General features: G+C 62.5%; 18 protein-coding genes and 1 pseudogene. 11 read left to right on the top strand and 8 right to left on the bottom strand.

Going from position 1 to position 21,705, the window contains the following annotated elements:
* Positions 1-57 precede the first annotated feature (57 nt).
* Entirely contained in the window at positions 58-231 is a 174-nt protein-coding gene (locus AC1RT4_RS18380) for a hypothetical protein (protein WP_493086798.1), read from the top strand.
* A gap of 11 nt (positions 232-242) precedes the next feature.
* Here the strand turns inward: AC1RT4_RS18380 and AC1RT4_RS18375 are convergent, their stop codons facing one another.
* Together AC1RT4_RS18375 and AC1RT4_RS18370 are read right to left on the bottom strand one after the other, a co-directional pair.
* Positions 243-1,445, bottom strand: coding sequence for a multidrug effflux MFS transporter (locus AC1RT4_RS18375; protein WP_493086843.1), 1,203 nt, complete (start codon positions 1,443-1,445; stop codon positions 243-245).
* 116 nt (positions 1,446-1,561) lie between these two features.
* Positions 1,562-1,759 carry a heavy-metal-associated domain-containing protein gene (locus tag AC1RT4_RS18370; protein WP_096819700.1) on the bottom strand — a complete coding sequence of 66 codons (198 nt, stop codon included), beginning with the start codon at positions 1,757-1,759 and terminating at the stop codon, positions 1,562-1,564.
* Positions 1,760-1,907: 148 nt separating this feature from the next.
* Between AC1RT4_RS18370 and AC1RT4_RS18365 the strand changes: the two genes are divergently transcribed.
* The 3 genes from AC1RT4_RS18365 to cueR all read left to right on the top strand — a co-directional run bounded on the left by AC1RT4_RS18365 (position 1,908) and on the right by cueR (position 5,172).
* Complete coding sequence (locus AC1RT4_RS18365) at positions 1,908-2,291, top strand: hypothetical protein (RefSeq protein WP_085609268.1); 384 nt, start codon at positions 1,908-1,910, stop codon at positions 2,289-2,291.
* 77 nt (positions 2,292-2,368) lie between these two features.
* Positions 2,369-4,762 carry a heavy metal translocating P-type ATPase gene (locus AC1RT4_RS18360; RefSeq protein ID WP_493086795.1) on the top strand — a complete coding sequence of 798 codons (2,394 nt, stop codon included), beginning with the start codon at positions 2,369-2,371 and terminating at the stop codon, positions 4,760-4,762.
* The gene (gene cueR, locus AC1RT4_RS18355; RefSeq protein ID WP_007958485.1) at positions 4,759-5,172 is read left to right on the top strand and encodes a Cu(I)-responsive transcriptional regulator; all 414 of its coding nucleotides are present in this window, start codon (positions 4,759-4,761) and stop codon (positions 5,170-5,172) included. Before AC1RT4_RS18360 ends, cueR begins: the two co-directional genes overlap by 4 nt.
* On the opposite strand, the gene AC1RT4_RS18350 is transcribed toward cueR, so the two are convergent.
* Positions 5,126-6,343 (bottom strand): MFS transporter, encoded by a 1,218-nt coding sequence (locus tag AC1RT4_RS18350; protein ID WP_493086792.1) that lies wholly within the window; start codon positions 6,341-6,343, stop codon positions 5,126-5,128. The two genes, cueR and AC1RT4_RS18350, sit on opposite strands and share 47 nt — an antisense overlap.
* Before the next feature lie 56 nt (positions 6,344-6,399).
* The gene (locus AC1RT4_RS18345) at positions 6,400-7,296 is read right to left on the bottom strand and encodes a PA4780 family RIO1-like protein kinase (protein WP_011332300.1); all 897 of its coding nucleotides are present in this window, start codon (positions 7,294-7,296) and stop codon (positions 6,400-6,402) included.
* Between the two features lie 442 nt (positions 7,297-7,738).
* Between AC1RT4_RS18345 and AC1RT4_RS18340 the strand changes: the two are divergent.
* Positions 7,739-8,827: pseudogene (locus AC1RT4_RS18340) on the top strand (cache domain-containing protein); the annotation flags it as partial.
* Positions 8,828-8,917: 90 nt separating this feature from the next.
* Positions 8,918-9,685 (top strand): methyl-accepting chemotaxis protein, encoded by a 768-nt coding sequence (locus AC1RT4_RS18335; protein ID WP_371850984.1) that lies wholly within the window; start codon positions 8,918-8,920, stop codon positions 9,683-9,685.
* A 49-nt stretch (positions 9,686-9,734) separates the two neighbouring features.
* Here the strand turns inward: AC1RT4_RS18335 and AC1RT4_RS18330 are convergent, their stop codons facing one another.
* Positions 9,735-11,012 carry an acetyl-CoA C-acetyltransferase gene (locus AC1RT4_RS18330; RefSeq protein ID WP_064379268.1) on the bottom strand — a complete coding sequence of 426 codons (1,278 nt, stop codon included), beginning with the start codon at positions 11,010-11,012 and terminating at the stop codon, positions 9,735-9,737.
* A gap of 177 nt (positions 11,013-11,189) precedes the next feature.
* On the opposite strand from AC1RT4_RS18330, the gene AC1RT4_RS18325 reads away from it, so the two are divergent.
* From AC1RT4_RS18325 to AC1RT4_RS18310, 4 genes are all read left to right on the top strand, one after another.
* The gene (locus AC1RT4_RS18325; RefSeq protein ID WP_207984928.1) at positions 11,190-12,542 is read left to right on the top strand and encodes a 3-oxoacyl-ACP reductase; all 1,353 of its coding nucleotides are present in this window, start codon (positions 11,190-11,192) and stop codon (positions 12,540-12,542) included.
* 2 nt (positions 12,543-12,544) lie between these two features.
* Positions 12,545-13,399 carry a MaoC family dehydratase gene (locus AC1RT4_RS18320; RefSeq protein WP_493086789.1) on the top strand — a complete coding sequence of 285 codons (855 nt, stop codon included), beginning with the start codon at positions 12,545-12,547 and terminating at the stop codon, positions 13,397-13,399.
* A 318-nt stretch (positions 13,400-13,717) separates the two neighbouring features.
* Positions 13,718-15,292 (top strand): collagen-like triple helix repeat-containing protein, encoded by a 1,575-nt coding sequence (locus AC1RT4_RS18315; protein WP_493086841.1) that lies wholly within the window; start codon positions 13,718-13,720, stop codon positions 15,290-15,292.
* Between the two features lie 134 nt (positions 15,293-15,426).
* A complete protein-coding gene (locus tag AC1RT4_RS18310) occupies positions 15,427-17,094 on the top strand; it encodes a ShlB/FhaC/HecB family hemolysin secretion/activation protein (protein ID WP_493086787.1) in 1,668 nt (555 codons plus the stop codon).
* Between the two features lie 17 nt (positions 17,095-17,111).
* Here AC1RT4_RS18310 and AC1RT4_RS18305 read toward each other — a convergent pair whose 3' ends face one another.
* From AC1RT4_RS18305 to AC1RT4_RS18295, 3 genes are all read right to left on the bottom strand, one after another.
* Positions 17,112-19,520: an autotransporter family protein gene (locus tag AC1RT4_RS18305; RefSeq protein ID WP_493086783.1), complete on the bottom strand. Its 2,409-nt coding sequence runs from the start codon at positions 19,518-19,520 to the stop codon at positions 17,112-17,114.
* A gap of 198 nt (positions 19,521-19,718) precedes the next feature.
* Positions 19,719-20,126, bottom strand: a complete 408-nt coding sequence (locus AC1RT4_RS18300; RefSeq protein WP_493086781.1) for a response regulator — start codon at positions 20,124-20,126, stop codon at positions 19,719-19,721.
* A 78-nt stretch (positions 20,127-20,204) separates the two neighbouring features.
* The gene (locus tag AC1RT4_RS18295; RefSeq protein WP_493086779.1) at positions 20,205-20,411 is read right to left on the bottom strand and encodes a Flp family type IVb pilin; all 207 of its coding nucleotides are present in this window, start codon (positions 20,409-20,411) and stop codon (positions 20,205-20,207) included.
* Positions 20,412-20,749: 338 nt separating this feature from the next.
* Here AC1RT4_RS18295 and cpaB point away from each other — a divergent pair, with 338 nt between their 5' ends.
* Positions 20,750-21,688, top strand: a complete 939-nt coding sequence (gene cpaB, locus AC1RT4_RS18290) for a Flp pilus assembly protein CpaB (RefSeq protein ID WP_493086776.1) — start codon at positions 20,750-20,752, stop codon at positions 21,686-21,688.
* The last annotated feature ends 17 nt before the right edge of the window (positions 21,689-21,705 follow it).

Genomic DNA, 21,705 nt, shown 5'->3' with positions numbered 1-21,705 from the left:
TTCAGGACTACAATCGAGTCCTCTGCGATGCAATCTTTTACGTACGGGAGGTCAGCAATGAAGATCCTGATAAAAGAAGTGGCAAAGTCCCAGTGGCAAGTTCGTCTCGACCAGCACGCCGTGACCTTCCGCAGTGAGGCCGAAGCTCGCGCCTTCACTCGCACCCTCGAAGCGCGTATCTACGCGCCCCACCAGATTCCCGACCCCGGCCAGCAGCGCGCTGTCGGCTGAGGCATTTCGTCTTAGATTTCAGCCTGCGCCTTTGCCAGCGCCCGGGCATTCTGCATGCGCCGGGTGAGCGTTGCTGCGCACACCACCAGCAAACCACACAAGCTGATGACGATTGCCATCGGCACGGCGGTGCCATCGTGCAGGATACCCACCAGCGCCGAAGCCCCGGCGGCGACGCTGAATTGCATGCTGCCGAGCAACGCTGAAGCACTGCCGGCACGACCGCCCTGCCCGTTCATCGCACACGCCGCCGCATTGGGGCTGATGCAGCCGAGGCTGGCCACGCAGATGAACAACGGAATCAGTAATGGCCACAGGGCCTGAGTGTGCAAGGCGCTGACCGCGAGCAGCGTCAGCCCGGCGCACAGGTAAACCCAGACCGCCCGCGACAGCAGAAAGGCCGGACCACGTTTGGCCAACAGTCGCGCATTGACCTGTGCCACCAGAATGAACCCGGCCGCGTTGGTGCCGAACAGCCAGCCGAAGTGCTCGGCCGGTACGCCATACAACTTGATGAAAATGAACGGGGAGCCAGCGATGTAGGCAAACATCCCGGCGATGGCGATGCCACCCGTCAGGGCATGGCCCATGTAGACCGGATCCGCCAGCAGCCGGCCGTACTGACGCAAAGCGCCGGACAACGGCTGACGCGGAACATGCGCCGGCAGACTTTCCGGCAGGCCGAGGGCCACCGCCAGTCCGGCCAAGGCACTGAAACCGGTCAGAACCAGGAAGATCGACTGCCATCCCGACGTGTTCACCAGCAAACCGCCGAGCATCGGCGCCAGAATCGGGGCAAGCCCCATCACCAGCATCAACTGCGAGAAGACTTTCGCCGAACCCACCGCGTCGCATTTGTCGCTGACTACCGCCCGGGCAATCACCATCCCCGCACAACCACCCAGCGCCTGCACGAGCCGCGCGCCGATCAGCCATTCCAGATTCGGCGCATAGGCGCAGGCCACTGACGCCAGCGTGAACAGCGTCAGACCAATGAGCAGCGGAATCCGCCGACCGAAGCGATCCGCCACCGGACCGTAAGCCAACTGGCCGATGGACAGGCCGAAGAAGTAAGCCGACAGCGTCAGCTGGACGTGTTTCTCATCGGTGCCGAACGCCAGCGCCATGGTGGGAAATGCGGGGAGATAGAAGTCGATCGCCAACGGACCGAAAGCGGTCAGGGCACCGAGAATCAGAAGGGTACGGAAGTTCATCAGGCGTCCACGTTCGGCAGGCATTGGGAGGGCACTTTAGTAGAGAGTGCAGCCCGACAGTCTAGCCGCGCGAGAACGCCTTGAACATTCCGGTAGCTCGCTAACTATTAAAAAGATCAGGCGAGTTTGATGACGTAACCTTCTTCGCTGATCGCTTCGATGACCTGCTCGGCGCTCAGCGCACTTTCGACGCCGACTTCCTTCGCCGCCAGATCGACCCGCACGCTGGCGGCCGGATCCTTGCTCTGCACCGCCTGGGTGACGGCTTTGACACAGTGACCGCAGGACATGCCTTCAACAGTGAACACTTGCATGGAATGACTCCTTTGAGTGAGGTTGCCGGCAGTTTCGGGCTTGCCACGATGGCAAGGTCAAGTTCTGCAAAAAACTGCCGGGCTGGCAATCGTCGCCGCGCTCGGCCAAGCTGCATGCATCAATGACATGAATTCAGGAGATTCAGCCATGCGCTGGTCAGCTTTCAGCCTGTTTGGCTTTCTCAGCCTCTTTGCCGCAATCCCTTCGGTGCATGCCGCCGGGGAAGATTACGGGGTGCTGATCATTTCCCGCGAGCGCCTGGAAGTCGCGACCTCGTGCGAAATCGGCGTGTACATTCAGGATCAACTGTCGGCGCGCCTGTTCCAGGAGCAAAGCACGTCGTTCAACCTGCCGCCGGGCAATGTCTCGCTGCGCCTGAAACTGCTGCCGGGACAAATGCCGGGTTGCAACCCGGGCATGCTCGCGCCGGGTTCGCAGGAGATCAGACTGCATGCCGGCGACATCCTGAAATTCCGCATCGCGATGAACCAGGAAGGCATGTACCTCAAGCCGACCGGCCTCGGCTACTGACGCTTTCGGATTGGCGCTTGACCTTGCCAGCATGGCAAGGTTGATCCTGTAGGCATCTTCTACAGGGAGTACGACCGATGTCCGATTCCATCACGTTCGATCTGCCCATCAGCGGCATGACCTGCGCCAGTTGCGCCGGCCGTGTCGAGCGGGCGTTGAGCAAAGTCAGCGGCGCCAGTGCCGTCAGCGTCAACCTCGCCACCGAACAGGCCCGGGTGCAGGCCCCCGGCAACAGCCTGCCGGCGCTGATGGAAGCGGTCGAACGCGCCGGTTACAGCGTTCCGCAGCACACCGTGGAATTGAACATCGACGGCATGACCTGCGCGTCCTGCGTCGGTCGCGTCGAACGCGCCCTGAACAAGGTTGCGGGGGTGAAGAGCGTCAGCGTCAACCTCGCCAATGAACGCGCCCACCTCGAATTGCTCGGCGCGGTCGACCCGCAAACCCTGATCGCCGCCGTGAGCAAGGCCGGCTATTCGGCCAGTCTCTTCGAACTCGAACATCCACAATCCGACAATCGCCAGCAACGCCTGAACCATGAACGCTGGGCGTTGATCTGCGCCATCGCCCTCGCCTTGCCGCTGGTGCTGCCGATGTTGCTGCAACCGTTCGGCATTCACTGGATGCTGCCGGCCTGGGCGCAATTCGCCCTCGCCACTCCGGTGCAATTCATTTTCGGTGCACGCTTCTACGTCGCCGCGTGGAAAGCCGTGCGCGCCGGGGCCGGCAACATGGACTTGCTGGTAGCACTGGGCACCAGCGCCGGTTATGGCCTGAGTCTCTATGAATGGGCGACCGCCGACGGAGGCATGCCGCACCTGTATTTCGAGGCCTCGGCAGTGGTCATCGCGCTGGTGCTGCTCGGCAAATACCTTGAAAGCCGCGCCAAACGCCAGACCGCCAGCGCCATTCGCGCACTGGAAGCCTTGCGGCCGGAGCGGGCAATTCAAGTCATCGATGGTCGCGAACAGGACGTCGCCATCAGCGCCCTGCGCCTTGGCGATCGGGTGCTGGTCAAACCCGGCGAACGCTTCCCGGTGGACGGCGAAGTGCTGGAAGGCCAGAGCCATGCCGACGAAGCGCTGATCAGCGGCGAAAGCCTGCCGGTGCCCAAGCAACCGGGCGACAAGGTCACCGGCGGTGCAATCAACGGCGAAGGCCGCTTGCTGGTGAGCACCACGGCGCTCGGCGCGGAAAGCGTGCTGGCGCGGATCATCCGTCTGGTGGAGGACGCGCAGGCGGCGAAAGCACCGATCCAGAAACTGGTGGATAAAGTCAGTCAGGTGTTCGTGCCGACCGTGTTGCTGCTGGCCCTGGCCACGCTGATCGGCTGGTGGCTGTACGGCGCGCCGCTGGAAACCGCGTTGATCAATGCCGTCGCAGTGCTGGTGATCGCCTGCCCCTGCGCCCTCGGTCTGGCGACACCGACCGCGATCATGGCCGGCACCGGCGTCGCCGCTCGCCACGGGATTCTGATCAAGGATGCCGAAGCACTGGAACGTGCCCATGAAGTCAGCGCCGTGGTGTTCGACAAGACCGGCACCCTGACCTCCGGCACGCCGCGCATTGCGCATTTAAGCGCGATCGACGGCGACGAAAACACCCTGCTGACAGCGGCCGGCGCGCTGCAACGCGGCAGTGAGCATCCACTGGCCAAAGCGGTGCTGGATGCCTGTGCCGAACGTAGCCTGAACGTACCGGATGTGAGCGACAGCCAGTCCCTGACCGGGCGCGGTATCGCCGGCAGCTTCGACGGCCGGCGCCTGGCGCTGGGCAATCGGCGCTTGCTGGAAGAAAGCGGTCTGAACGCCGGAAACCTGAGCGAATCCGCCAAGGCCTGGGAAACCGAAGGTCGCACGCTGTCGTGGCTGATCGAGCAAAGTCCGGAGCCCCGCGTACTCGGGCTGTTCGCCTTCGGCGACACCCTCAAGCCCGGCGCGCTGCACGCGGTGCAACAACTGGCCGCCCAGCATATCCACAGCCACCTGCTGACCGGCGACAACCGCGGCAGCGCCCGGGTGGTCGCCGAAGCGCTGGGCATCGAAAACGTCTACGCCGAAGTGCTGCCGGCGGAAAAAGCTGCCACCGTCGCCGAGCTGAAAAAGACCGGCGTCGTGGCCATGGTCGGCGACGGCATCAACGACGCACCGGCACTGGCGGCGGCCGACATCGGCATCGCCATGGGCGGTGGCACCGACGTGGCCATGCACGCCGCCGGCATCACCCTGATGCGCGGTGATCCACGGCTGGTGCCGGCCGCACTGGAAATCAGCCGCAAGACCTACGCGAAGATCCGCCAGAACCTGTTCTGGGCCTTCGTCTACAACCTGATCGGCATTCCGCTGGCGGCGTTCGGCTTCCTCAATCCGGTGCTGGCCGGTGCGGCGATGGCCCTGTCGAGCGTCAGCGTGGTGAGCAATGCGCTACTGTTGAAAACCTGGAAACCCGAGGATCTGGAGGACAACCGATGAACATCGGCCAAGCGGCCCGCCACAGTGGCCTGAGCGCGAAGATGATCCGTTATTACGAGTCGATCGGCCTGCTCAAGGCCGCTCATCGCACCGACAGCGGCTATCGCGTCTACGGCGACGATGACCTGCACACACTTGCATTCATCAAGCGCTCGCGGGACCTGGGCTTTTCGCTGGAGGAAGTCGGCAAGCTGCTGACCCTCTGGCAGGATCGTCAGCGTGCCAGCGCCGATGTGAAGGCCCTGGCCCGCCAGCACATCGACGAGCTGAATCAGAAGATCCGCGAACTCGGCGAACTGCGCGACACCCTGCAGGATCTGGTCGAACACTGCCACGGCGACCATCGCCCGGACTGCCCGATCCTCAAGGAACTGGCGTCGGGCTGCTGCGCGCAACCCGCTCGCGCCTGAGCAACAGGACTTTCATCGACAGCACAGTAACGAGGGGAATGCCGTGGAACAGCAGCACCACGGCACCCGGCGCCCACCACTCATAGAACGGTGCGGCGATCAGCATGCCGACGCCGAACCCGGTCATCTGCAACAGCGTCAGGAAACTGAAAATCGGCAGGCGCAGGGGCTCCGGTTCCCGTTGCAGCCGTGACATCAGGCCGACTTCCGAGAAACCGTCGCCCAGTCCGGCCGGCAGCGAAAACAGCAACAGACCGACGACGCTGTGCTGCTGGAACATCAGGATGAAACCGCAGGACATCAGCAACACGCCACCGAAGTAGCGGCGCTCCAGATGGATGTTTTCCGAGCCGTTGAGGCGACTGGCGATCCGCGCACCAAGCAGTTTGCCGGCGGCCCACACCGCAAGCATCAGGCCCAGCGTGGTGCTCGCCGAGTCTGGCGTCAGCAGTTTGGAAATGATCGGAAAACCGACGTTGTGCGCAGCGCTGCCAAGGGTGTCGGCCATCGTGACAGCCAGCATCGCCGCCACCACCGGAGCGCTGCGCAGGCCTTGCAACAACGCCGACCATTCACCCTGTTTGACGCTGGATTCGAGCACCGGCTCCGGTGCGCTGAACCGCAGCGGCGCAATCAACACTGCCGCCAGCAGATAGGTCAGCGCATTCAGCGCGAATACCGTTTCAAAACCAAACCCCGCGACCAGCAACCCGGACACCAGGCTGCCGCCGACCATCGCCATCGAAGAGGCGGAGGTGATCCAGGCATTGGTTTTGAGCAACTGCGCCGGCTCGATCAAGCGCGGCAACTGGCTGTTGAGGCCGATGGCGAACATCGAATTGCCAAAACCCAGACCGAACGCAATCAGCGGCAGCAACAACGCCTGCTGACTGACCGGAACGATCAGCAACAATCCGAGCACAGCGGCGCGCAGCAGATCGAAGGCAATCAACGGCAAGCGACCGCTGCATCGACGATAAAACGCGGTGCCGATCAGGCTGGCGAAAATCCCGCCGCCCACGCGACTGGCGAGAAAAATCCCCACGCTTATCGCGCTGTTGCTCAGCAGGTAGACATAAGTGGCCAGCGCCACCATGTTCAGGAAAGCGCCGAAATCGGAAATCAGCCGCGCCGTGATGATCAGCCGGGCATTGCGGGAAGTGGTGGTCACAATCAATCCTTGAATGTGTAAAACCCGGCCGAAGCCGGGTTTTCTTTTTCAGATGCTCACTGCATCCACGGTGGCGGAGGCGGTTCGTCGGACTTGCCCTTGGGCTCGTCGTCCGCCGCGCGGATGGCTTGCTTGCGCTCCTCATCCAGACGCGCCGCTTCGATCTCGCGCAGCACCCCGCCGACATCGGCCAGGTCCTCGGGATCGTCGAACTCGCCGGTCAGCACGCTGGCCGGGTGCAACGTACCCGCTTCGTACAACGCCCACATTTCCTTGGCGTATTTGGTCTTCTTCAACTCCGGGGCGAACCGGCCGAAGTACGAAGCCATGTTGCCGACATCACGTTCCAGCATGCTGAACGCGTGGTTGTTGCCGGCGGCGTCCACCGCTTGCGGCAGGTCGATGATGACCGGCCCTGTCGGCGTCAGCAGCACGTTGAACTCCGAAAGGTCACCGTGCACCAGACCGGTACACAACATCAGCACGATCTGCGAAATCAGGAACGCGTGATACTCGCGGGCCTGATCCGGCTCCAGCACCACGTCGTTGAGACGCGGCGCGGCATCGCCGTATTCATCGGCCACCAGTTCCATCAGCAGCACGCCTTCAAGGAAGTCGTACGGCTTTGGCACTCGCACCCCGGCATTGGCCAGGCGGAACAGCGCCGCGACTTCGGCGTTCTGCCAGGCGTCTTCGGCTTCCTTGCGCCCGAACTTGGAACCCTTGGCCATCGCCCGGGCCTGTCGGCTGTTGCGAACCTTGCGGCCTTCCTGATACTCGGCCGCCTGGCGGAAACTGCGTTTGTTCGCCTCCTTGTAGACCTTTGCGCAACGTAACTGATTGCCGCAGCGCACCACATAAACAGCTGCTTCTTTGCCACTCATGAGTGGACGCAGCACTTCGTCGACCAGACCGTCCTCGATCAGGGGTTCAATGCGTTTTGGAGTCTTCATCAGCTTTTATTGTGGGTCCTTTATTACCAAACACGCGAATGTCATTCGTTATACGGCAATCCTCGCATCACGGGGAGGGGTTGCCGACCTGTGAACCTGTGGATGCACACACTGTGCCGGATAAACCGGGCCGATCCGCCGCTTTATCGACCGCTGCGAATCATAGCCGAGGCTGTCGAAGTTGTTGGCGACAGGACTTGAGGGCATTTGCGACAGAATCTGACATCCCGCCGCATGCAGCTCGTAAGAATTTTCTCTTCCGGCCTCAATTTCCCCCTCCGGCAGCCGAATTCCTCAGAGACAGAGGAATTTGTCCGACAATCGTTCCAAAAAAAACTTCGATGTCGCACTCAAGGAAACGGGTGGAAAACAACGTTTTTCGGCTGCCAATAACCGCGAGTCATCTGCACTGCGTGGGCCTACAAGAAAATCTGGAGCGCGGATGAACATCAAACAGAAGTTGACCTGGGCGTTTGCAATCATCGCCTGCTTGCCCGTGGTGCTGGTCGCCACGCTGGTGGTACTGAACCTGCGCAGCGATGCCCGGGACGATTTTGTCGACAGCAGCGGGCGCGAGATCCGTCAGGTCAGCAACGCCATGCAGCTTTTCTTTGACGGCATCAGCCAGAACGTCGATTACCTGGCGACGCAACCGCTGATCAAGAACACCGACGACAGCCTCAAGACCTACATGAGCGCCAACGCCGAAAGCATTCCGCAGGGCGAGATGGACAAGAAGGTCTTCGCCTTTCTGCAGGATCTGGGCAACAGTCACCCGGCCTATGCCTACGCGATCGTCGGCACCGCTGCCGGCGGCTACGTTTCCTGGCCCGACGATCCCAAGCTGAGCAACTACGACCCGCGTCAGCGTCCCTGGTACAAAGCCGCACAAGCCAAACCCGGCAAGCCGTTCCGCACCGCCGCCTATTACTGGGCGCAGGACGACGCGACCTACGTCAGTACCGTGCGCACCATCGACAACAAGCTCGGCAGCAACGGCGGCGTGGTCAGTATCGACGTGACGCTCAAGCAGCTCACCGAGATCGTCAAACAGATCAAACTCGGCGAAAGCGGTTACCTGATGCTGCTGGAAAACAGCGGCACCGTACTGGTCGATCCCAAGCAGCCCGAGCATAACTTCAAGCCGCTCGACAGCCTCGGCGAGGGCTACGCGCAACTGGCCAAGGCCGGCAAAGGGCTGGTGGAAGTCGAGCTCAACGGCGAACGTTACATGGCCAACGTCTGGCCGTCGGAGCAACTGGGCTGGACCTTCATCGGCCTGATCAAACAGAACGACGTGATGAGCTCGGCCACTAAACTCACCTGGCTGATCGCGATCATCGCGGCCGTGCTGGCGGTGATCTTCGCGGCGGTCGGCGCCAGTTTCGCCAGCCTGATCGTGCGGCCGATCCGCAGCGTGGCCAGCGGTCTGGAAGGCATCGCCCAGGGCGAAGGCGACCTGACCAAGAACCTCGACATCCGTGGCAGCGACGAAACCGCGCAACTGGCCAACTGGTTCAACCAGTTCCTTACCGCGATCCGCAGTCTGATCCAGCACATCGGCGGCGCGGCCGGGAAAATCCTCGCCACTTCGCAGAGCTCGACCCGGGTTTCCGGCGACATGGCCGAAGCCGCCGGACGCCAGCGCGAAGCGGTGGACATGGTCTCGACCGCGTTCCACGAAATGGTCGCCACCGCCAACGAAGTCGCCCGCTCGTGCAGCCAGGCGGCGGAGTCGGCAGACAGCGGCCAGCGCCAGGCCCGCGAAGGTCAGCAGCAGATCGATGCGGCGGTGCACAGCGTCGATCAACTGAGCCAGGAACTGGAGCAATCGGCGCAGTCGATGCAACAACTGGAACGCGACAGCAACGACATCCAGTCGATTCTCGGCACCATCCGTTCCATCGCCGAACAGACCAACCTGCTGGCGCTCAACGCGGCCATCGAAGCAGCGCGGGCCGGTGAGCAGGGACGTGGTTTTGCGGTAGTGGCCGATGAAGTTCGCGCCCTGGCCAAACGCACGGCGGATTCGACGGCGGAAATCGACGGGCTGCTGGGCAACCTCGCCAAACGCACCAGCGCGGTGACCCAGCAGATGCGCGCCAGTCTTGATGTGTCGCAGCAATCGGTAGCGCGGATCGGCGAGGCGCGGGAGAGCTTTGGGCAGATCCGTGAGTCGGTGGATGTGATTCGTGACATGAACACCCAGATCGCGACTGCGGCGGAGGAGCAGCATCAGGTGGCTGAGGACATCAATCGGCACATCAGCCAGATTCATGGGGATGCGCAGTTGGTGGCGGAGCTGGCGAATTCGGCACGGCTGGATTCGCAGAGTCTGGCGGGGTTGTCGAATGAGCTGGATGGGTTGGTGCGGCGGTTCCGCACCTGATTAACCTTTGGAATTCCCTCTCTTTTCGGGAGAGGGGATTCTTGTTCTTTCAGCGCTCGATGATCGCCGTCACACCCTGGCCACCAGCCGCACAAATCGAAATCAACCCCCGCCCCTGCCCCGCCGCATCCAGCAGCTTCGCCAGGTTCGCCACAATCCGCCCGCCCGTCGCAGCAAACGGATGCCCCGCCGCCAGCGAGCTGCCCTTGACGTTCAAGCGGCTGCGATCAATCGAGCCCAGCGGCGCGTCCAGTCCCAACCGGGTCTTGCAGTACTCCGGATCTTCCCAGGCCTTCAACGTGCACAACACTTGCGCGGCAAATGCCTCGTGGATTTCGTAGTAGTCGAAGTCCTGCAAGGTCAGGCCATTGCGCGCCAGCAAGCGTGGCACCGCGTACACCGGAGCCATCAAAAGCCCTTCGGCGCCGTTGACGAAATCCACCGCCGCCGCTTCGCCGTCGCGCAGATACGCGAGGATCGGCAGACCACGTTCCTTCGCCCACTCCTCGCTGCCCAGCAACACCACCGACGCGCCATCGGTCAGTGGTGTGGAGTTGCCGGCGGTCAGGGTGCCCTTGGCGCTTTTCTCGAAGGCCGGTTTCAGGGTCGCGAGTTTTTCCAGGGTCAGGTCCGGGCGCAGGTTGTTGTCGCGGGTCAGGCCGAGGAACGGGGTCATCAGGTCGTTGTGCCAGCCTTCGCTGTAGGACGCCGCCAGTTTGTGGTGGCTTTCGAAGGCCAGTTGATCCTGTTCTTCGCGGGGGATGTTCCAGGTCTGCGCCATCAATTCGCAGTGCTCGCCCATCGACAGGCCGGTGCGCGGTTCGCCGTTGCGCGGGAACTCGGGGATCAGGTGTTTCGGGCGCAATTGCAGAAAGGTCTTGAGCTTGTCGCCGGTGGTCTTGGCGCGGTTGGCTTGCAAAAGGATCTTGCGCAGGCCTTCGCTGACGCTGATCGGCGCGTCCGACGTGGTGTCGACGCCGCCGGCGATGCCGCAATCGATCTGGCCGAGGGCGATCTTGTTCGCCACCAGCAACGCGGCCTCCAGACCAGTGCCGCAGGCCTGCTGAATGTCGTAGGCCGGGGTTGCCGGCGACAGCCGCGAGCCGAGCACGCATTCGCGGGTCAGGTTCATATCCCGTGACAATTTCAGCACCGCCCCTGCGACCACTTCGCCGATGCGCTGGCCGTGCAGGTTGTAGCGTTCGATCAGGCCTTCGAGGGCGGCGGTGAGCATCACCTGATTGCTCGCGGTGGCATACGGCCCGTTGGAACGGGCGAACGGAATGCGGTTGCCACCAATGATCGCGACGCGGCGCAGCTGACTCATGAAATGCTCCTTGTGAAATATCCGGTCTGAAAATCGAGCGCTGAAAACCCGGTCGGGCCACAAAAGCGCCGAGGGCAAACTACTCTGCTGTTCTAGCGTAGGCCTTATTGCGTGGATCGAACGATTGATTGCCCTTCGCAGTCCACACTTTGAACCCCATCTTCTGGAGAGCGTTCCATGTCTGACCGCTATATCGACTTCGCCAACTCGTCCATCGGCCACCGTCTGGTCGGGGCCCTGGGCCTGCCGTCGCCGGTGCGGCTGGAACGCTGGCAGGCCGGGCGCCTGCGGCCGGTGGAAGGTGCGCTGTTGATCGGCGGCGGGCCGCTGGCCGAGCGGGTCAGTGCGTTTGCCAACCGGCTGACCGACGCGATCTACCGCTACGGCGACCAACCAGCGACCGCCACCCAATGGATTCCCGGCCACGGCCCGAAACTCAAGGCCGTGGTGTTCGACGCCAGCGATTTGCAGCACACCGACCAGCTCAAGCAACTGCGCGAATTCTTCCAGCCTCTGATGAAGAACCTCGACAGCAGCGCGCATCTGGTGATCCTCGGCCGCGCCCCGGAAACCTTGCGCGAACCGTTTGCCGCCAGTGCGCAGCGAGCGCTCGAAGGTTTCTCCCGTTCGCTGGCCAAGGAGCTGCGCAGCGGCGGCACGCTGCAACTGATCTACGTCGGTGAAGGTGCCGAGGATCAACTCGAAGGGCCGCTGCGGTTTTTCCTCTCGCCGAAAAGCGCTTTCGTCTCCGGGCAAGTGATTCGTCTGACGGCCTGCGCCACTCAAGTTACCGACTGGACGCGCCCATTGGCCGGGCGCAAGGCGCTGGTCACCGGCGCGGCGCGAGGCATCGGCGCCTCCATCGCCGAAACCCTGGCCCGTGACGGCGCCGAGGTGATCCTGCTCGACGTGCCGCCAGCCAAGACCGATCTGGAAGCCCTGGCCGCTCGCCTCGGCGGGCGCGCCATCACCCTCGACATCTGCGCCGAAGACGCCGCTGCGCAACTGATTGAACAGCTGCCGGACGGCCTCGACATTCTGGTGCACAACGCCGGCATCACTCGCGACAAGACCCTGGCCAACATGACCCCGGAATTCTGGGACGCGGTGCTGGCGGTCAACCTCAACGCACCGCAAGTGCTGACCAAAGCCCTGCTCGACAGCGGCACCTTGCGCGATAACGCCCGGGTGATTCTGCTGGCGTCGATCAGCGGCATCGCCGGCAATCGCGGGCAGACCAATTACGCGGCGAGCAAGGCCGGGCTGATCGGCTTGGCCCAGGCTTGGGCGCCGACGCTGCTGGAACGCGGCATCAGCATCAACGCCGTGGCGCCGGGGTTCATCGAGACCCAGATGACCGCGCACATTCCGTTCGGCCTGCGTGAAGCCGGGCGGCGCATGAGTTCGCTGGGCCAGGGCGGCCTGCCGCAAGACGTTGCCGAAGCCGTGGCGTGGCTGGCGCAACCGGGCACCGGCGCGTTCACCGGGCAAGCGTTGCGGGTGTGCGGCCAAAGCGTTCTGGGGGCCTGAACATGACCATCGAATGGCAAACCCTGCACCACGAGCCGAGCCTGCCGGGGCTGTATGCCCGGGCGGCGACCCGGCGCAAAATCACCGGCACCACCCTGCCGGACAGCGGCTTGCGTTGCGCAGTCGAAGTGGATGGAAAACGGCTGGCGGCGTATCGCAAGGTCTGCGGTTTCACCGATGACGGCCTGCTGCCGCCGACCTATCCGCATATCCTGGCGTTCGCCCTGCAGATGCAATTGCTGACGGCCAAGGAGTTTCCGTTCCCGCTGCTGGGGCTGATTCATCTGAGCAACCGCATCCGCGTGTTGCGGCCAATGGGCGGGATCAGTCGCGCGCAAGTCAGCGTCCGGGTGCATAACCTGCAACCCCATCCGAAAGGTGCGACCTTCGATCTGCTGACCACTCTCGACGATCAACTCGGGCCGTTGTGGGAAGCCAAGAGCCAGATGCTCTGTCGTGGCGTGAAGCTCGAAGGCGAAGCGGTCGAGCAAGTCTGGGAGCCAACACTGCCGCTGATGCAGGTGGCGCAATGGAAGGCTCCGGCGGACATCGGCCGGCAGTACGCGAAAGTCTCCGGCGACTACAACCCGATCCACCTGAGTACCGCCAGCGCCAAGCTGTTCGGTTTTCCTACGGCCATCGCCCACGGTCTGTGGAACAAGGCCCGCACACTGGCGGCGCTGGCGGATCACCTGCCCAAGGCCAACCTTGAGGTCACCGTGCACTTTCGCAAGCCGGTGCGCCTGCCGAGCGAGGTGAGCCTGTTCGCCAGCGCGGCCGGTTCCAGCGGTGAGTTGCGCCTGATCGGTGCCGGGGATCTGGAGCACATGGTGGGCAACTGGCAACCGGTGGCCTGACATCGAGGCCGGGAAAGCCTGATCAATTGTGTATATATCACTTAAGTTTTCCCGCGCCGCACACGCTTTCATCGCCGACACCCAGCCTTGATTTTCAAGGCTTTTTTTTGCGCGCCTATATCCTCGGTATTAGTCGTTAGGCGGCACCCGCAACCACCTGCATAAAGGCGTTAATACCAACTTGAGAATGGCGTGGATCCAGCCTTGCGATTGAGATGAACACAACGGACGAAGGCATTGCCGGCAACAGAACCGGCGAGCCGTCGAAGTCAACGAACGTTGTGACAGGTGCAAGGAATAACCCTCATGAAAACCCACATGAAAGCCCAGGCGTGGTGCAAATCGGCAACAGCACTGGCCCTTATTCTCTCCCTCGGTCTGGCTGGTTGCAGCAGTGGCGGCGGCGGTCATCACAGCACGTCCGGCAGCTCTTCGCCGGACGGTTCCACCGCCGGTACTGGCGGGTCGTCGGACACCGGCGGGACCACCGGAACAGGCGGTACAACAGGTACCGGCGGGACGGGTGGAACAGCAGGAACGGGGGGCACCGGCGGAACAGGTGGAACTGGCGGCACGGGCGGAACGGATCCGACCAACCCGACGAATCCTACCGACCCGACGGATCCCACCAATCCAACCAATCCGAGCAATCCCCAGGGGCTGGTCACCACAACCCTGGTACAGGATGTCGGGACCACCGTCGCCGGCGTCGGCAATGGAGTGGGTCAAGTCGGGGATTCTCTCAGCACGGTGCCCGTCGTCGGCGGCGTCGTGCAAAGCGTGGCCAATACCGCCGGCAATGTTGTGACCACACTGGGCGATGGCCTGGGGAATGGCATAGGCAAGCTTGCAACGACCGACAACGGCCTGGGCGTCACGGCTTCAGCGGTGGGCGGCGTGGTACAGGATGTGGGCAACGGTGTGTCCGATCTGAGCGGAAAACTGGCGACCGCCACCGGCAGCGTTCCGGTGGTCGGCGGTGTGGTGACCAAAGTCGCACCGCTGCTCAACGGGGTCGGCGAAAAAGTCACCATGATCGGTGACACCCTGAGCACTGCGACCACCACCGGTCCGCTCGGCTCGGCGACCACCCAGGTCAGCGGCAGACTGGTGCCGGTGATCGCCATGGTCGAAAGCACCACCGACAGGCTCGGCACGGCTACGGGGCTGGGCACTCCGTTGAACGGTTTGATCCAGAAGGTTGGCGGCACCGTTGATGGTGTAGGCGACAAGGTCACTGCCGCCGGCAACGGCAATGCCCTGACCACCACCGTCGGTGGAGCCCTGAGCAATGTCGGTACCACCGTCGGCAACGCCGGCGGACTCGTCGCCAACGGCACCGGTTCGGGAACAGGCGCCGGTGGCGGTCTGGGCAACACCGGCTTGCTGCAAACCGTCGGCGGCGCCGTGGTCAACGTCGGCGCCGGGTTGAGCAGCGGCAATGGCAGCCTCGCCGCACCGGGAGGCGCGCTGGCCGCCGCGGGCAATACCGTGGCCTCGCTCAACACCGTGCTCGGCGGCTCGGGATCCCCGATCACCAGCCCTACCGCTCCCCTGGCAACCCTGGGCACCAACGTGGGCAGCGGGCTTGCGCCAGTCACCACAGCGGTTACCAGCCTGACCCAGAATGTCGGTGCCAGCACCGGGCTCGGGACCCCGGTCGCCGGTCTGACCAGCCAGGTCGGCGGTACCGTTGGCAGCCTCGGCAACACGATTGCCAGCACCCAGGCCAACCCTGTCGTCACCGCGGTCGGCAACACCGTCACCACGGTGGGCAACACGGTCACTGCGGTGGGCGGACTGGTCAACGGAGGCACTGCCGCCGGAGCCGGCGGCGGATTGGGCGGGGCTCTCGGCGGCCTGACCGGCGCCCTGGGTGGCAACAAACGCTGAATTGCACCTGGCCGATTCGACGGCCTGAACTACAGCGCCTACGCTTGGTTGAGGGCGGAAGATTCCCACGAGTCTTCCGCTTTTTTCTTAGGAGAACACCCGCCAGGTGCTGGGGTTTGAACATGGAGTGTCCTATGCGTGTCATGGCATCCCTGCTGTTTCTCAGTCTCAGTTCCTCTGCCCTTGCCGACACCCTGCCGAGCTTTCTCAACAGCAACGAAACGATCCGCAATCTGCCGGTGCCGAACCTGCCCGCCGATGCCTATCGACCGGGTGCAGCGCCATTGCAAGTGCCGGAACCCGGCGCCGCCGCGGAGCCGTTGATGACGAGCACGAAGATCAGACTCAATACCGTGCAGATCGAGGGCGGCACGCTTTATCCACTGAATGAACTGGCAGAAATCTACAAACCCCTGATCGGTCGTGAAAGCAGCCTCGCCGACCTGATCGAAGCCACCCGCACGATCACCCGTCGTTATCAACAGGACGGTTATCTGCTGTCCTACGCCTTCCTGCCACAACAGACCTTCGACGAGGGCGTAGCGCGAGTCGTGCTGGTAGAAGGTTACGTGCGGGATGTGCAGGTACAGGGCGACATCGGTCGGGTCAGGGGGCTGCTCGACAAACTGATTGCAAAAATCCAGGCCGAACGGCCGCTGACCCGCAAGACCTTCGAACGCTACACCACCCTGATGACCCGCATTCCCGGTGTCACGATCCAGGCCCAGGTGCCACCACCCGGCACGACCGATGGCGCAACGACATTGATTGCCCAGGCCAGCCGCAAACCGTTCACCAGCACCCTGAGCACCACCGAAGACAACCGCAACGGCACCCAGGCTCTGCTCGGGGTCAGCAGCAATTCACAAACCTCGATGGGCGAGCAACTGACGCTTAGCGGGCTGTTTCCACCGGGGGATGATCACGAGCACTACTACCGGCTGGACTACAACCAGTTCATCAATGACGAAGGTGCACAACTGAACCTGTCCGCCTCTCGCTATCGAGCCGATCCCGGTACCAACGTTCTGCTGAACAACGGCCTGCAACTCAAGCCGCATCGCGAAAACGACCGTTACTCGCTCGGTTTCAGCCTGCCACTGATTGCCGCTTCGGATGAGTTGCTGACAGCCGGATCGCGCCTGTACGCCGTCAACGACAAGACCCGTTACAACGTCATCGGCTACCCGCTGAGCGTCGAAGAACGCACCGACATCCGAGCCCTCGCCTTCGAAAGCGACTGGCGCAAGGCCGATGCCCGGCAACTGCGAATTCTCAGTGGCGGGGTGTATCAAGGCTTCGACAGCCTGGGCGCGCACACCAACAACAGCGCCATCGACCTCGACTTCTTTCGTCTGCGCCTTTCCGGGGTGCAGAGCGACAAGTTCCTCGATAACTGGCAAGGGGTGCTGTCGGCCGCGTTGTACTGGAGCAGCGACACCCTGCCCGACAGCGAGCGCGCCGTATTCGGCGGGCAGAACTTCGGCCGCGGTTACCCCGACGATCAGGCGTCCGGCGACAAGGGCTGGGGCGTGGCTTACGAGATCAACTACAGCTTCAACCGCGACGGCAACTGGGTACGCATCCTGCAACCATACTTCGTGCTCGACCGCTCGCGCAGCTGGTTCAATGAATTGCCGGTGCAGGCCAACAACCTGTCATCGGCGGCGTTCGGCCTGAGATTCGGCGATGCCAAGTACTACAACATCGCCCTGGAAGCCGCCAAGGCGATGTCCGATGAAGCGTTCGATACGTTCAATCGCCGGCCGCGCTACAGCATCAGTTTCAGCTATCAGCTGTAGCACGACCGACCGCAGACTCAGAAGGCGTAACGCACTTTTGCCGTGAAACCGTCAGCGTCAAAACCGCTGGCGGTCACATAGTTGTAGGACCCGCCAACGCTCCAGGCACCCATTCGATAATTGGCACCCAGGCCCAGTTCATAACTATCGCGAACCGGTGTCGTGCCACGACTGGTGAACGAATCGCCACCCAGCACGAACGACGAAGTGGTCTCGGTCTTGTCGCCAATGACGTCATGCCAGGCCATCAGCTTTGCCTCAGGCTCGAGGCTGCCGGTGCCCACATCGAACGCAGCGGCCAGACGCGCGCCAACACCCATTTCGCCCACTTCATAACGCTGGCTGCCGACATTCAGCGAGGCCGAACTGCCCTTCTCGCGATAACTGTCCATGCCCACGTTGGCGTAACGCGCACCGAGCTGCGGTTCAAGCATCACGTCGGGCATCAGGTGGACGGTGTACCCGGCCAGCGCGCTGACGCCGAACACGTTGCTGTCGTAATCACCCTTGGCACGGGTGCCGACGATGTAGCGACGGGACTCGTTGTCGTTCCAGCCGTACATCAACGACGAATCGACGAACCAGTTGTCGTGAGTCCAGTTGCCGTACAGGGTCAGCGCATGGCCGGTGACCTGGGTCTTGTTGCCGCGATCGGATTTCACATCGGTGTCGAGATAGCTGTATGCCAGACCGACCGCCAGATCGGCATTCAACTGGCCATCAACACCCACCGCGATGCCGTGGCTGTCGGCATCGTAACCACTGACACCACGGCGCTCATCCTGGTTTGCGTCGCTGCTCAAGGCTTGCAGCCAGAAACCTTTGTCTGTGGCAACACCGGCGGTACGGGCGCGACTGGAACGTTCGTTGATGACACCCGACACCAGTGTCTGACTGTTGGTGGCGGCGTGAATCACCCCACGGCTGACATCCGGACTGAGGGTTTCGGACAACCGCGCCAGTTGCGCATCAGTGCCGGCGTTGGCGAATGACTGGAACACCGGGTCATGTTCGTCGAGACCGTACATCAGCCCACTGGAGAGACGACCCACGGCTTTTGCTCCGTTGCTCGAACCACCGGCATCCAGCGTATTTTCGACCACCGCCTCTTCCGACCGGGTGCTGACCAACGCCTTCACATCATTGCCTTCGACCCCGTAGCTCTTCACCTCCAGCAATGCCGAGGTCGACTCAACCGCCAGATTCTGGCCGCCGATCAATGTGCCGGAGCGGATCAGGGTGTAACGGTTGCCACCGGCAGCCGTGCGGAAATCGCTCGAACGAGCCTGCAGCTGCAAATGACCGCCCGGTTCGATTTCGGTCGTGCCGGTGACGGTGAGGACCGGACGGTTGATATCGGTGTCGTTGCCGACCGACATCGCGATCACCGAATCCGCTTCCTCCATGTCCAGATCACCGATGATCGTGGTGTGAGGCTGCAGGAGGGTCAACGTTCCCTCTTGCACGGTGACGTAGCCGGACTTGATCGTCGAACCGGAAAAACCCGCTTCACCGTCAATCGTTACACCAGACAGGCCCAGCAGATCGCCTTTGACGTCACCGCTCCCCCAGTGGAAATAGGCCTGGCCGTCATCGACCTGAATGGCGGCTTTTCCACCTTCGATCACCCCCCCGAATTGCCGGATGCTGAACATCGCGCCGCCGACCGGCTGATTGCTCACGTGCACGCCGATGCTTTCACCCGACAGGGTGCCCGAGTTGACGACACTGTTGGCATTGACGCCAGGCCTGGGAACAACGCTCACCCCGTTCAGGGTCAAGCCCTCGGCTCCGCTGCCGGTAGCCTTGATGGTGCCTTCGTTGTAGACCGGCATGGACTGCGAGGTGTTTTCCAGATAGATGCCACGAGCGCCGGTACCACTGGCCGTGATCGAACCATAGTTGGTCACGCCATAGGTCAGTTTCACGCCGGTGAGTGAAACCCCGGTGGCCCGATTGCCGCTGACGTTGATCCGGGCGCCGCGCTCGTTACTGAAGTTGCCCCCGATCTGCACGCCCTCTACGAGGAAACCGGTCGAGTCGCCGCTGTCGGCCAGGCCGTGGACGTCGATCGTGCCGCGGTTGAACAGGTTGTAATTGAGCTTTGACCAGGACACACCGCCGGGATACAGGCCAATGCCGACCCCGTGGGTGGCGCCGTCGATGGTGATCTGCGCCTTGTTCGACACATCGTGATTGGCCATTGGCCGCGTGAACTGTGCAGCGCTGGTCACAGCCGACGGCGACGTCTGCACCACGTTGGCCGTGCCGACGAGATTCAGGAAGTCATAGTACTGATCGACGCTGTTCAGCGGCCCGCCGCTCAGATCGTAATCGAGCGTGACGGCATGACCGAGAGGCATATGAGTGATGGCGGCAAAAACACAAAGCGCCAGGAGCGAGTGGCGCAGGCGAGCGGTATTCAAACGGGATTCCCTTCCAAAACATGAAAAACAGTTTCAGCAGGGTCATCAAATTCACTCAGGCATCCCTACCGACCCCACCGGCTCGTCCGGTCTGGGCGCGGGGAATGTACACGAGCCATCATTTCGACACCATCTAAAAGTCAAATAGATGACGTCAATTTCAAAGCGTCTCATTCAAAATCGAGTCTGCCCGGGCATTCAGGAGACATTGACCTTGGGATCGGGAAACAGATTGTCCAGGGTCTCCAGCAGTCGCACGTGATAAATCGGTTTGCGAAACAGATCCAGCACCTGCAAGCGCAGCATGTCACTCACATCCTCCATGTCCGCATGCCCCGACGTCACGATCACCGGCAAATGCTGACGCGAAGTATGTTCACGCAAGCGCTTGATCAACGACATGCCACTTTCCTCCGGCATGCGCAGATCGGTAATCACCAGCGCAATGTCCGGATGCCGGGTCAGATGATGCAGGGCCAGCTTCACCGACGTGGCGGTATGACAGACAAAGCCTTCCCCCTCCAGCAACTCCGCCAGTTCCAGCAGTGCGTCCTCCTCGTCATCGACCAGAAGCAACTGTTGGCGGGGAGTCGGGGAGGAAGACATAAGGCATTACCTTGCGATGGACTGAGCGCTGACGTTAGAACCCCTTAGGCGCATTCGCAAGCTGACGCTTGATGTACATCAGCCGATCAGCGCGTCCCGGATGGTACCGAACATCGTGGTCACGGCACCGGAGATCGGCGCCACGAACACCGCCAGCGCCACGGCCACCATCCCGGCGATGATCGCGTATTCGATACCGGATGCCCCTTCGGTGTCCTTGGCCAGCCCTTTGTAGAAGGCGACCTGGGATTTGATTGTCTGCACGGCTTTTTTTGCGAAGGACATGACTGATTCTCCTTGAAGGCATGGGGTGTTGCGGCGTTCGCAACATGATTTCCCCGTGCCAGCATCAGCATTGTCGGCAATGTCCGGACCTACAACTGTAAGAACGGATTAACACCAAAGTAGTAACGGCCCAAACAACGGCAAAAAACCATGTTTGGCGCTTTAGCCCCCTGCTTTCGGCGGTTATTTCAACCGGTGTAATGGCATTTTGTTCGGGCTGCGCTACCGTCAAATAGCGAAATAGTTACTGGTTCATAGCTGCCTGATTGCGAAGTTATCTCGTTGGAAGTCACGGGTTGTTGCAAGAGACATGGTGCAGCGGGAAAGGGAGAGCCGTCATGAACAGTCGCGTCACTCTGGGCCTGGCCGGCATCTTGCTGCTGGGTGCCATCATTGCCGGTTACTGGGGGCTCACCTTGAGTCGTCAGGCCCCGGCCGCCGAACCCGTGGTTGCCACCCCTGCTACCCCTGTCGACACCCCGGCACCGGCGGAAGATCCGACTCGCCAACCGGTGGTAGTGCTGGTGCGCGACATCGCTCCGTTCGTGACCATCACCGCCGCCGACGTCGCCGTGGAAAAACTGCGCACCGCCCCCGCCGGCAGCCTGGCCAGCGTCGATCAAGTGATCGGCCGCACACCTTGGCGCGCACTCTCCGCCGGCACCTGGCTGACCGAGGAAAGCTTCGAGGCCGGCAGCCCGCTGGCGCGGATGATCCGCCCCGGCGAACGTGCACTCGCGGTGGCGGTGGATGAAGTGATCAATGCCGGCGGCCAACTGGCGCCGGGGGATTACGTCGATGTGCTGCTGTTCTTGCGCAAGGATGAAAACAACCCGCAACCGACCGCCCAACTGGTGGTGCCTGCCGTGCGGGTGCTGGGCGTGGGCAATCAGATGGGCCTGACCAACAGCGGCCAGCCTGCAAGTCCCGCCCACAGCGAAGAAGAAAAACTCAAACAGGAACAACTGCGCGCCGCCGCCCGCAGCGTGGTACTCGCGGTGCCTGAACCGTTGCTCAACCGCCTGATGCTGGCTTCCAGCGCCGGCGTATTGCGGCTGGCCGTGCGCAGCGCCGACGAGCAGCAACTGGCCCGCTACTGGGCCGGCGACAACAACGTCTCCACCGGCCTCGACAGCCCTCGGCGCGAGTTGATCGAGTTCAGCCAACTGTCGTTGACGCCGCCACCCAAACCCCTGGCGGTCGCCAGTCAGACCGCCCCCAGAAAACCGGCCGTGGAAGTGATTCGCGGCACCGAATCCGTCGAACCCACCCCCTGAATCGAGCAAGGACGCAC

This window comes from Pseudomonas sp. GW821-FHT11D10 (assembly GCF_058808435.1).
This window is presented reverse-complemented; position numbering and strand designations above follow the sequence as displayed.

Coding starts and splice junctions, on each gene's coding strand:
- AC1RT4_RS18345 (WP_011332300.1), bottom strand. CDS start 7,296: ATGAAGACTCCAAAACGCATTGAACCCCTGATCGAGGACGGTCTGGTC.
- AC1RT4_RS18330 (WP_064379268.1), bottom strand. CDS start 11,012: ATGAGTCAGCTGCGCCGCGTCGCGATCATTGGTGGCAACCGCATTCCG.
- AC1RT4_RS18300 (WP_493086781.1), bottom strand. CDS start 20,126: ATGTCTTCCTCCCCGACTCCCCGCCAACAGTTGCTTCTGGTCGATGAC.
- AC1RT4_RS18315 (WP_493086841.1), top strand. CDS start 13,718: ATGAAAGCCCAGGCGTGGTGCAAATCGGCAACAGCACTGGCCCTTATT.
- AC1RT4_RS18295 (WP_493086779.1), bottom strand. CDS start 20,411: ATGTCCTTCGCAAAAAAAGCCGTGCAGACAATCAAATCCCAGGTCGCC.
- AC1RT4_RS18380 (WP_493086798.1), top strand. CDS start 58: ATGAAGATCCTGATAAAAGAAGTGGCAAAGTCCCAGTGGCAAGTTCGT.
- AC1RT4_RS18365 (WP_085609268.1), top strand. CDS start 1,908: ATGCGCTGGTCAGCTTTCAGCCTGTTTGGCTTTCTCAGCCTCTTTGCC.
- AC1RT4_RS18320 (WP_493086789.1), top strand. CDS start 12,545: ATGACCATCGAATGGCAAACCCTGCACCACGAGCCGAGCCTGCCGGGG.
- cueR (WP_007958485.1), top strand. CDS start 4,759: ATGAACATCGGCCAAGCGGCCCGCCACAGTGGCCTGAGCGCGAAGATG.
- AC1RT4_RS18325 (WP_207984928.1), top strand. CDS start 11,190: ATGTCTGACCGCTATATCGACTTCGCCAACTCGTCCATCGGCCACCGT.
- AC1RT4_RS18360 (WP_493086795.1), top strand. CDS start 2,369: ATGTCCGATTCCATCACGTTCGATCTGCCCATCAGCGGCATGACCTGC.
- AC1RT4_RS18375 (WP_493086843.1), bottom strand. CDS start 1,445: ATGAACTTCCGTACCCTTCTGATTCTCGGTGCCCTGACCGCTTTCGGT.
- cpaB (WP_493086776.1), top strand. CDS start 20,750: ATGAACAGTCGCGTCACTCTGGGCCTGGCCGGCATCTTGCTGCTGGGT.
- AC1RT4_RS18335 (WP_371850984.1), top strand. CDS start 8,918: ATGGCCGAAGCCGCCGGACGCCAGCGCGAAGCGGTGGACATGGTCTCG.
- AC1RT4_RS18310 (WP_493086787.1), top strand. CDS start 15,427: ATGCGTGTCATGGCATCCCTGCTGTTTCTCAGTCTCAGTTCCTCTGCC.
- AC1RT4_RS18370 (WP_096819700.1), bottom strand. CDS start 1,759: ATGCAAGTGTTCACTGTTGAAGGCATGTCCTGCGGTCACTGTGTCAAA.